The sequence below is a fragment of the Mesorhizobium sp. M2A.F.Ca.ET.067.02.1.1 genome, from assembly GCF_004023285.1.
In the GTDB taxonomy this organism is placed as follows: Bacteria; Pseudomonadota; Alphaproteobacteria; order Rhizobiales; family Rhizobiaceae; genus Mesorhizobium.
Genome location: NZ_RZSB01000170.1, coordinates 1 through 9,327, shown reverse-complemented (window position 1 = coordinate 9,327; position 9,327 = coordinate 1). Strand labels below are relative to the sequence as shown.

The window sequence follows — 9,327 nt, the reverse complement described above, 5'->3', positions numbered from 1 at the left end:
GTGCCGGGCGAGTTGAGGACCGTGAGGCCATGCTTGAAGGCAAGGCCCGAGCGTGGCCGCACCTGGCCTTCCATGCCTTCCGGGATTTCCAGGACAAGCCCAGTCGGTACCAGCGCGCGTTTCCCCGGCAGGATAAGCAGCGGCCGGTCTTCCGGCACCGCGGCCCGCAAATCCATGCCGGCGGCGCCCGCGCTCTCATAGGCCGGCAGAGGCAGGCCTTCGCCATGCGGAAGCCTGACGAAACCGACGGTGGGGCCGATGACGGAGGAAGGATGGACAGCCGTGCGCATGAGCCCATTCCTATCGGCGCGAATGGCGATTCGGTCAACTCGACCGCGACGCTATCCAAGGCTTTCTTTGAGGCGTCACGATGACTTCGCTTTCCAGCGAAGACGACAAGGGTCGTTGCGCTGGTGGAATGCTCATTTGGCGATTGGCGAGAACGCCCATCACGTCGTCATTCTCGGGTCTGCGCTCCGCTACGCGTCGCTCCGCCCGTGGATGACGAGGAGGCCTTGGCTACCTCAACGCAGTTCCACCGGCACCACGGTCGTCTCCTTGATCTCCTCCATGACGAAGGAAGCCGAGACGTCCGACAGCGCCACCTTGGCGATCAGCCGCTGGTAGAGGCGGTCATAGGCCTTTACGTCGGCGACGCGGGCTCTCAGCACATAATCGAGGTCGCCCGACATGCGGTAGACGCCGGTGATCTCGGGAAAGCCGGTCACGGCCGCGCGGAATTTCTGCAGCCAGTCCGGGTCATGATTGGAGGTGCGGATCAGGATGAAGACGGGGAGGCCGAGGCCCAGCTTCTCGGCATCGACCAGCGCGACCCGGCCGGTGATGATGCCGTCCTCCTCGAGCCGTTTGACGCGCCGCCAGCAGGCGTTGCGCGACAGCGCCACGCGCTCCGACAACTGGTCGACGGAAAGCGTGCCGTCGCGCTGCAGTTCTGCCAGCAATCTTCGATCGATTGCATCGAGTTCATGGACCATATTGGGATGAATGTCCCAAAATTTTCCAATATTCAAGGACAATTTGAGATCGATGAACCTTTGCCGCGTGGCACGATACTCATCATCGGGGCTCATCCCGGCAGGAGGGATCACCATGACGACACGGTTTACAGCACTGTTCACCGCTCACCCGGCCAAGGTCGGCGAGACCTATTTCGGCCACATGGCCTTCGCCGCCTGGTTCTGCTCGCGCCTGTCTATGGCGGCGGGCGCCGCGCTCGTTCACGCTTTCTTGCCATTTCTGTTCGAAACTACGGCGAGCCGAATCGTGCGCGAACTCTATGAGCGCACGCACAACAGAGGCTCGCACGCGGTCAAGGAGCCGGCGGCTCTGATGGATCGCGCCTAGGAATGGTGGAAAGCGATGTGCCGGTGGGCGGCCTATCTGGGTGAAGCGGTCTTCCTCGAAGACATCATCACCGCGCCCTGCCATTCGCTGATCGCCCAGAGCCATTGCGCCCAGGAAGCCAAGTCGCCAACCAATGGCGACGGTTTTGGTCTGGCGTGGTATGGCGACCGGCCGGAGCCCGGCCTCTATCGCGACATCCTGCCCGCATGGTCCGACCCCAACCTGAAGAGCCTCTGCCGGCAGATCAAGTCCGGCCTGTTCCTCGCCCATGTCCGTGCCTCGACCGGTGGCGCCACCAGCCGCGTGAACTGTCATCCGTTCATCTCCGGCCGCTGGTCGTTCATGCATAACGGCCAGATCGGCGGCTTCGAAAAGATCCGTCGCGCGCTGGAGAACTCGCTCTCCGACGAGGTCTTCGACCAGCGCGAGGGCACGACCGATTCCGAGCTCTTTTTCCTGCTGATGATCGATCAGGGGCTGGCGGCGGACCCGCAAGGCGCGGTGTCGCGGGCAACCGGTCGCGTCGTCGAAGCCTCGCGCCGCGCCGGCATCGAGCCGGCCCTGAAACTGACGGCCGCCTTTTCCGATGGTGAAACGCTCTACGCCGTTCGCTATGCCACCGACAGCCATGCGCCGACGCTTTATACCGGCGCCTTCGCCAGGCGCGCCGGCCATTGCATCGTCTCCGAACCCTTCGACCGCGACGGCGGCGACTGGCAGGCGATCCCGCCATCGAGCTTCGTCACCATGACGAGGGGCGGCACCAGCATCCGGCCGTTTGCGCCCGCACCGGCCAGGCTGGCATTGGTCGGCTGAAGCAGACCTGCCGAGGCGCCCTCCGGGCAGAGATCAGCAAAACGTAAGCGCGGCGTAAGGACGCCAAAGCGCCATCCTGCCATCTGTGGTGCCAGACGAGCGCCGAATTCATCCGCGCGCTCGAAAACGCATCGACAAGGGATGACAGACAATGTGCAGGTGGGCAGCCTATCTCGGCAACGCGATCTTCCTGGAGGACGTCATTGCGGCGCCCTCCCATTCGCTGGTCATTCAGAGCCGGCAGGCGCGGGAGGCGAAATCCCCGACCAATGCTGACGGCTTCGGAGTGGCTTGGTACGGCGATCGGCCAGAACCCGGCCTCTACCGCGACATTCTGCCGGCCTGGTCCGACGCCAATCTGAAAAGCCTTGGCCGTCAGATCAAGTCCGGCCTGTTCCTCGCCCATGTGCGCGCCTCGACCGGCGGCGCCACCAGCCGCATGAACTGCCATCCCTTCGTCTCGGGCCGCTGGTCGTTCATCCATAACGGCCAGATCGGCGGCTTCGAGAAGATCCAGCGCGCGCTCGAGAACTCGCTCGCCGACGAGTTGTTCGATGAACTCGAGGGGAGCACCGATTCCGAATTGTTCTTTCGGCTGATGGTCGGCGACGGGCTCGTCGACGATCCGTATGGCGCGGTATCGCGGGCCGCCGGCCGCGTGCTCGAGGTTTCGCGCCGCGCCGGGATCGAACCGTCACTGAAACTGACCGCCGCCTTCAGCGACGGCCAGACACTTCACGCGGTGCGTTATGCCACGGACGACCATGCGCCGACGCTCTACACCGGCGCTTTCGCTAAGGGGGTAGGTCGCTGCATCGTCTCCGAGCCGTTCGATCGCGAGGGCCGCATCTGGCATGAGATTCCGCAGGCGAGCTTCGTTACCATGACCCGCGGCGGCACCAGCATCAGGCCTTTCGCGCCGGCCGTCGCGCGTTTGGCGATGGCGGGTTAAGGCAATCGGTCCCTGCTGGTCCCGAGACTATTTTCGCCGACCTTCGGGCTACCGGGCGAAGCGCTCCAGCCCATAAGGCGTCAGCAGCACATCGCGCTCGCCCTCCAGGATCTCGCGGGCCGCAAACAATCCCACGGCCGGCGCCAGCGTGATGCCCGAATGCATGACGGCGATGTAGAGGCCGCCGACGCCATCGGCGCGGCTAATGACCGGAAAGCCGTCGACCGGGGTCGGCCGGTAGCCGACGGTGTGGAAATCAAGCTCCAGTTCATCCGCGCCGCGCAAGGCTGCCTTGGTGACCGCCAACAACTGCCGTGCGGCGGCTTCCGGATCCTCACCCGGATCGCCGCCAGCGAAATCCGAGCCGGCGATGATACGGCCCTCGGCCGTCTGGCGCATATGCAATCTTTCGGCATGAACCAGCCCGTTGAGCAATTTCCTGTGGGGCCGGGAATGCACGATGAGGCCTGGCGGCGTGTCGAGCGGCAGCTCGATGCCGGCTGTCGCGGCAATGGGCGGGGAGCCCGTGCCCGCCGCCACGACAATTTCTTCGGCACTGACGGTTTCGCCCGAAACAACCGCGCCTGTCACCTTGCCATTCGATAGGGTCAGCCTGTCCACGGCGCCAACAATTACCCGCGCGCCGAGCCGTTCGGCGTCCGCCAGAAGCGCCTTGGCGGTTGCTGCCGGCTCGGCGACGCCTTCCTCCGCGACGTAGACGGCGAAATCGGGAGGCGTGACGAGGTTGGGTTCGATCTCACCCGCCCGCTTGGCGTCGACGCGCTCGATGCCATACCCCCATGACGAGTGCTCGGCAGCATAGGCTTCCAGCCTGTCAGGCGGCAGGTCGAAGCACAGGCCGCCGCACCAGGCGAGCGGCAATCCCGGCACGTCCTTCGCCAAGCGCGTCCACTCGGACATGGCGCGGATGCGCAGCTGGAAATAGATCTCGGGATTACCCCAGCTTGCGTTGACCCATGCAAAGGAATTGGGCGTCGCAACGCCGCCGGCGCCACTCTCGGAAACGACCGTCACCTGCGCGCCGGCTTTCGTCAGGTGCCAGGCGATAGAAGCGCCGATGATTCCGGCGCCGATGACGATGACTTGCTTTGGACTGCTCATGTTGGGCCTCAGGGAGATTTTCCCCGTCATGCCACCCTACCGTCCGGACCTCAAGCAAGAAGCAGCTACGCGCTGTCCGCTATTGCCTTCTGGCCCCCGGCGAGCAGGCTCGCCAGCTCTTCACAGCGCCGCATGAGACGTGACGAATCGACCTTCTTCGCGACCGCCAGCGCCGTGCCGAGCTCCAACTCCGCGCCGGTACGATCGCCTTGCTGAATGAGAAGCGCCGCGAGCGAAAGCCTGGCGTCCGCGCAATTGGTCGGCGAACCGATCTCGGCCCAGCGCGAGCATGCGGTCTGCAGCTCCCGCACCGCTTCGGTGAAGCGATTTTCCCGCATCGACAGTTCCGCCTTGGCCTCGGCGGTCAATGCCCGGATCGAGGCCATCGGCCAGCGTTGCGGTTCGCTTTCCAGCTCGGCGATCACCGCTTTCGCGCGCTCCAGCCGATCGGTCCGCGCCGCTACCTTGGCGAGCGTGGCGAGAACCATGCCCCGACGCTGCAGCGTCGGCCAGCCGTTCCCGACAAGCGACCGCTCGAGGGCGCTGAATGCGGCTTCCGCCTGGCCCAGCTCCATCTGCAGCAGCGCAAAGCCTGGCTGCGGATCCCAGCCAGCGGCATGGGACGCGCGGTAGGCTGCATCCGCCTCGGCGAAATCGCCTGCGGCGAGATGGATGTCGCCCAGCACACGTAAGGCATCGCCTTTCGCCCAGGGCGCATCGAGCGTAAGCTGATCGAGCGCCGCGCGCACCAGCGCCTCAGCCTCCCTCAGCGTGCCATGGACGCCGAGCACCTCGGCCCGATGCAGCCGACACGAGCCCGTAAGTTCCTCCAGCCCATGCCCTCTGCACCAGCCCTCGTAGCTGAGGCTCCATTGGTTGGCTCGCGCCCAGTCGCCGAAATTGCGGCAGGCCCAGAGGATATTGCAGTAGAGGATGCCGCCGACGATCGGGTCGACATCGCTGGAGAGGCCGAGCGCGGCGGCAAAATCCTGGTCCTCCTGACCGGCTTTTGTTTCCCCAAGGCAGAGCTTGAAGAAGCCGCGATAGATAAGGCCGAGCGATTCCACGACTGGATCTTCGAGATTTTTGCCGACCTCGAAAGCTTGCTCGGCAAGAGCAAGCGCATGCTCCGGCTCGGCCTCCGCGCCCTTGATGCGCGCGCCCATCCAGCACCAGAGGCCATGTTCCCTGCTCTCGGTTGCTTTGTCGATCAGCTGCGCGGCACGCTTGTGCCAACCCTTGGCCGCAGCAAGCTCTCCTCTCTCGAGATGGATCATGGCAAGGGTGATTGCCGGGGAAGCCGCCCGCAGGCGTTCGCCGGCCATGCCGTATTCCGTTGCCGCGCGCGTCAGGAGCGGGATCGCCTCTGAGGGCCGCCCCATGCATTCCAGCGCCAGCGCCCATTCTTCGAGGTCGGCCGTCAGCAACTCGTCGGCGGCATCTGCTTCCCTGAAAGCGGCCGCGGCCTCGTGCCATTTTCGCGCCGCGGCGGCGGCGCGTGCGGCCAGGATTTGCGTGCCTGGGCTGGAACGCCTGCTGCCCGTATCGGCCGGAGCCGGCCCCTTCTCCGAAGTGGCTGCCTGGTCGAGGCAAATACGGTAGCCGAAGCGGGGCAGGTTGCGCAGCGCCGTCTCCATGCCGCCCTGACGCAGAACGCTTCGGGCTAGGCTCGCGACACGCTGCAGCGAAGCCTCGGTCACCGTCACGCCCGGCCAGAGCGTTTCGAGCAACTCGTCCTTGCTCAAGGCGCGGTCCTGGTGGCGCAGCAGGATGGCGAGGAAATCGAAGACGAGGGGCTGCACCTCGATCTCGTTTCCGGCGAGACGAATGGCGCGGGAGCTCTCGCTAAGCTCGAAGTCGCCGAAGCAATGAATTCCCATCGGCAGCAATCCCGGTAACGGCAATCGGCAAAGGATCAGAACAAGATAAGGACGGCGTAAGGACTGTCGGCCGCCTGTTACGTAATTCTGCGTCTGCCTGGCGGGCCAAGCGAGAGTTTACCTCAGTTGCCCCAGGGATGTCACCGGCACCGATTTGGTCGAGTTCCCGGCGGCATTTGAACCTAAGATCAAGGAGATTGTGACATGCAGAAATACATCATCGAGCGTGAGATCCCGAAGGTCGGCACTTTCGAGCGCGAGCAGCTTCGCGATGCGTCCAAGGCCTCGAACGCAGTCCTTGCCGAGCTCGGCCCGGACATCCAGTGGGTGGAATCCTTCGTGGCGGACGACAAGACTTTCTGCGTCTACCTCGCCAAGGACGAAGCGATCATCCAGCGCCACGCCAAGATGAGCGGCTTCCCGGCGACCAAGATAACCCAGATCAAGCGCCTGTTCGATCCGACGACGGCCTACGCCGCCGCCTGATGGGAGGGGATCGATCATGAAGCGCTTTGCGGAAATCGTCCTTGCCGTCGGCGCCTCGGCGGTGCTTTGCGGCACCGCGGGAGCCCATGACATGCCCGATCCGGTGCTCAACCGGTCTCGGGACATGGCGGCCAAGTACCTCGACATCAAGGTCGCCAAGGCGGACGGCTACCAGCAGCTGTTCGAATGCACGACGCATGACGAGCACGGCACGATGGGGGTCCATTTCATCCATCCCGGCCGCGCAGGCGACGGCAGGCTGGTGCTCGGCGAACCCGACGTGCTGACCTACGAGCCGGAAGCCGATGGCTCGATGCAGCTTGTCGGCATGGAATACATCGTCTTCGAGAAGGACTGGAAGGGCAAGGGCGTTCCTGAATTCCTCGGCCGCACGCTGCAGCGCAAGACGACGGTGGGTATTCACCCGGGGGATCCCTACTACGAGCTCCATGTCTGGCACTGGCGGCACAACCCGGCCGGCATGTTCGCCGACTGGAACCCGTATGTGAGCTGCGAGCACGATCGGTCCTGACGACCCGTCGGCACAGCCTCCGGGAGGGCCGTGGACGGCCCTCCCGCTTTCATCATTCAACCGCAAGGGAGATACGACCATGTCCATCCTTGGGCAGGAATTGATCACCGACCGGACGGTTCTCAGGCGCCTCTTTGCCGCAGCCGTCGAAACCTGCCACTCCGGCATAGTGCTCGTGGCGCGCATCGTGCGCATTCGCAGGGACCGGGCCAGGCTGGACGAGCTGCCGGATTATCTGCTGCGCGACATCGGCGTCGGTCGCTCGGAGATACGATCGATCACCAGGTTCGGCCGCAAGGAGCATGGCGAGGCCTGACTATGTGCAGGGCCCTGCCGTGGCGGCGAACACGCTCCCTGCGAACCGATCCGCCCGAAACTGTCGACAGGCCGGCCATGCGCTGCTAGAAGCCCGCGCCACAGACAGGATTCCAAAAAATTGGCAGAAGACATCGAACAGGCGGTATCGCGCCGCCGCACTTTCGCGATCATCGCCCACCCTGACGCCGGCAAGACCACGCTCACCGAAAAGCTGCTGCTGTTCGGCGGCGCCATCCAGCTTGCCGGCGAGGTCAAGGCCAAGAAGGACCGCATCCAGACGCGGTCCGACTGGATGAAGATCGAGCGCGAGCGCGGCATCTCGGTCGTCACCTCGGTGATGACCTTCGAATATGACGACAACGTCTTCAACCTGCTCGACACGCCCGGCCACGAGGATTTCGCCGACGACACCTACCGCACGCTGTCTGCGGTCGACTCCGCCGTCATGGTCATCGACGCCGCCAAGGGCATCGAGCCGCGCACGCTGAAACTGTTCGAGGTCTGCCGGTTGCGCGACATCCCGATCATCACCTTCGTCAACAAGATGGACCGCGAGAGCCGCGATCCGTTCGAGATCCTCGACGAGATCGAGCAGAAGCTGGCGCTGGACACCGCGCCGGTGACCTGGCCGATCGGCCGCGGCAAGACGTTCTCGGGCACCTATCACCTGGCGCAGAACGCGGTGCGCAGGAGCGACGACGAGAAGGAGCGCACGCCGGTCAACGGTCCGGATTCCAATCGGGTTGCGGGCTTGCTGCCGGAAAACGAGCGCAACGACTTCATCGAGGAGCTGGAGTTGGCGCGCGAGGCCTGCCGGCCGCTCGATATCGACGCTTTCCGCGAGGGCCATCTGACGCCGGTCTATTTCGGCTCGGCGCTGCGCAACTACGGCGTGCGCGACCTGATCGAGGCGCTCGGCGCCCATGGCCCGCCGCCGCGCGCTCAGGAGGCCGATGAGCGTACGGTCGAGGCGACGGAGGACAAGATGACGTCCTTCGTCTTCAAGATCCAGGCCAACATGGATCCAAACCACCGCGACCGCATCGCTTTCGTCCGCGTCTGCTCCGGCAAGCTGGAGCGCGGCATGAAGGCCAAGCTGGTGCGCACCGGCAAGCCGATGAGCCTGTCCGCGCCGCAATTCTTCTTCGCCCGCACCCGCGTCACCGCCGACGAGGCCTTTGCCGGCGACGTCGTCGGCATCCCCAACCACGGCACGCTGCGCATCGGCGATACGCTGACCGAGGGCGAGGAGATCCTGTTCCGCGGCGTGCCGAACTTCGCCCCGGAAATCCTGCGCCGCGTGCGCCTCGGCGACGCCATGAAGGCCAAGAAGCTGAAGGAAGCGCTGCACCAGATGGCCGAGGAGGGCGTGGTGCAGCTCTTCTCGCCGGAGGACGGTTCGCCGGCCATCGTCGGCGTCGTCGGCGCCCTGCAGCTTGACGTGCTGAAGGAACGGCTGAACATCGAATATACGCTGCCGGTGGATTTCGAAATGTCGCGCTTCTCGGTCTGCCGCTGGATCTCGGCCGACGACAAGGCGGAGGTGCAGCGTTTCATTGAATCGCATCGCGGCGACATCGCCCGCGACCTCGACAACGATCCGGTGTTTCTGGCCCAGCACGCCTTCTCGCTGAACTATGAGGCCGAGCGCTGGAAGGCGATCCGCTTCACCGCCGTCAAGGACTACCAGATCCGCGATAAGGCGGCGTGAGCGCTGCCTTGCCTTCTCCCCACAAGGAGGGCTTTGCACGGAACTGAGTTGGTGATTCCGTATGTCCGGCATGAAGGGGAGATGATTCGGATGGTCGATCGCGTGCTTGGACAACTGAGCCTTGCGGATGGGCTGGTGTGGTCGG

At 64.7% G+C, this 9,327-nt stretch carries 10 protein-coding genes and 1 pseudogene; 7 read left to right on the top strand and 4 right to left on the bottom strand.

Annotated elements, in window-relative coordinates:
• A pseudogene (locus EOA28_RS14305) lies at positions 1 to 290 on the bottom strand (dUTP diphosphatase); the annotation flags it as partial.
• A gap of 234 nt (positions 291 to 524) precedes the next feature.
• Positions 525 to 995, bottom strand: a complete 471-nt coding sequence (locus EOA28_RS14300; protein ID WP_127252754.1) for an Lrp/AsnC family transcriptional regulator — start codon at positions 993 to 995, stop codon at positions 525 to 527.
• A gap of 115 nt (positions 996 to 1,110) precedes the next feature.
• On the opposite strand from EOA28_RS14300, the gene EOA28_RS14295 reads away from it, so the two are divergent.
• The 3 genes from EOA28_RS14295 to EOA28_RS14285 all read left to right on the top strand — a co-directional run bounded on the left by EOA28_RS14295 (position 1,111) and on the right by EOA28_RS14285 (position 3,133).
• The gene (locus EOA28_RS14295) at positions 1,111 to 1,365 is read left to right on the top strand and encodes a DUF6356 family protein (protein WP_127252753.1); all 255 of its coding nucleotides are present in this window, start codon (positions 1,111 to 1,113) and stop codon (positions 1,363 to 1,365) included.
• A gap of 15 nt (positions 1,366 to 1,380) precedes the next feature.
• The gene (locus EOA28_RS14290) at positions 1,381 to 2,181 is read left to right on the top strand and encodes a class II glutamine amidotransferase (protein ID WP_127252752.1); all 801 of its coding nucleotides are present in this window, start codon (positions 1,381 to 1,383) and stop codon (positions 2,179 to 2,181) included.
• A gap of 151 nt (positions 2,182 to 2,332) precedes the next feature.
• A complete protein-coding gene (locus EOA28_RS14285) occupies positions 2,333 to 3,133 on the top strand; it encodes a class II glutamine amidotransferase (RefSeq protein WP_127252751.1) in 801 nt (266 codons plus the stop codon).
• Positions 3,134 to 3,181: 48 nt separating this feature from the next.
• Here EOA28_RS14285 and EOA28_RS14280 read toward each other — a convergent pair whose 3' ends face one another.
• Positions 3,182 to 4,255: an FAD-binding oxidoreductase gene (locus EOA28_RS14280; RefSeq protein WP_127252750.1), complete on the bottom strand. Its 1,074-nt coding sequence runs from the start codon at positions 4,253 to 4,255 to the stop codon at positions 3,182 to 3,184.
• Between the two features lie 65 nt (positions 4,256 to 4,320).
• Positions 4,321 to 6,135, bottom strand: coding sequence for a winged helix-turn-helix domain-containing protein (locus EOA28_RS14275; protein WP_127252749.1), 1,815 nt, complete (start codon positions 6,133 to 6,135; stop codon positions 4,321 to 4,323).
• 204 nt (positions 6,136 to 6,339) lie between these two features.
• Between EOA28_RS14275 and EOA28_RS14270 the strand changes: the two genes are divergently transcribed.
• The 4 genes from EOA28_RS14270 to EOA28_RS14255 all read left to right on the top strand — a co-directional run bounded on the left by EOA28_RS14270 (position 6,340) and on the right by EOA28_RS14255 (position 9,182).
• Positions 6,340 to 6,621 (top strand): DUF4242 domain-containing protein, encoded by a 282-nt coding sequence (locus EOA28_RS14270; protein ID WP_126079726.1) that lies wholly within the window; start codon positions 6,340 to 6,342, stop codon positions 6,619 to 6,621.
• Positions 6,622 to 6,637: 16 nt separating this feature from the next.
• Positions 6,638 to 7,153 carry a hypothetical protein gene (locus EOA28_RS14265; protein ID WP_127252748.1) on the top strand — a complete coding sequence of 172 codons (516 nt, stop codon included), beginning with the start codon at positions 6,638 to 6,640 and terminating at the stop codon, positions 7,151 to 7,153.
• 79 nt (positions 7,154 to 7,232) lie between these two features.
• Positions 7,233 to 7,469, top strand: a complete 237-nt coding sequence (locus tag EOA28_RS14260; protein WP_127252747.1) for a DUF1127 domain-containing protein — start codon at positions 7,233 to 7,235, stop codon at positions 7,467 to 7,469.
• A gap of 120 nt (positions 7,470 to 7,589) precedes the next feature.
• Positions 7,590 to 9,182, top strand: coding sequence for a peptide chain release factor 3 (locus EOA28_RS14255; protein ID WP_128314979.1), 1,593 nt, complete (start codon positions 7,590 to 7,592; stop codon positions 9,180 to 9,182).
• The last annotated feature ends 145 nt before the right edge of the window (positions 9,183 to 9,327 follow it).

Coding starts and splice junctions, on each gene's coding strand:
- EOA28_RS14275 (WP_127252749.1), bottom strand. CDS start 6,135: ATGGGAATTCATTGCTTCGGCGACTTCGAGCTTAGCGAGAGCTCCCGC.
- EOA28_RS14300 (WP_127252754.1), bottom strand. CDS start 995: ATGGTCCATGAACTCGATGCAATCGATCGAAGATTGCTGGCAGAACTG.
- EOA28_RS14280 (WP_127252750.1), bottom strand. CDS start 4,255: ATGAGCAGTCCAAAGCAAGTCATCGTCATCGGCGCCGGAATCATCGGC.
- EOA28_RS14270 (WP_126079726.1), top strand. CDS start 6,340: ATGCAGAAATACATCATCGAGCGTGAGATCCCGAAGGTCGGCACTTTC.
- EOA28_RS14260 (WP_127252747.1), top strand. CDS start 7,233: ATGTCCATCCTTGGGCAGGAATTGATCACCGACCGGACGGTTCTCAGG.
- EOA28_RS14265 (WP_127252748.1), top strand. CDS start 6,638: ATGAAGCGCTTTGCGGAAATCGTCCTTGCCGTCGGCGCCTCGGCGGTG.
- EOA28_RS14290 (WP_127252752.1), top strand. CDS start 1,381: ATGTGCCGGTGGGCGGCCTATCTGGGTGAAGCGGTCTTCCTCGAAGAC.
- EOA28_RS14285 (WP_127252751.1), top strand. CDS start 2,333: ATGTGCAGGTGGGCAGCCTATCTCGGCAACGCGATCTTCCTGGAGGAC.
- EOA28_RS14295 (WP_127252753.1), top strand. CDS start 1,111: ATGACGACACGGTTTACAGCACTGTTCACCGCTCACCCGGCCAAGGTC.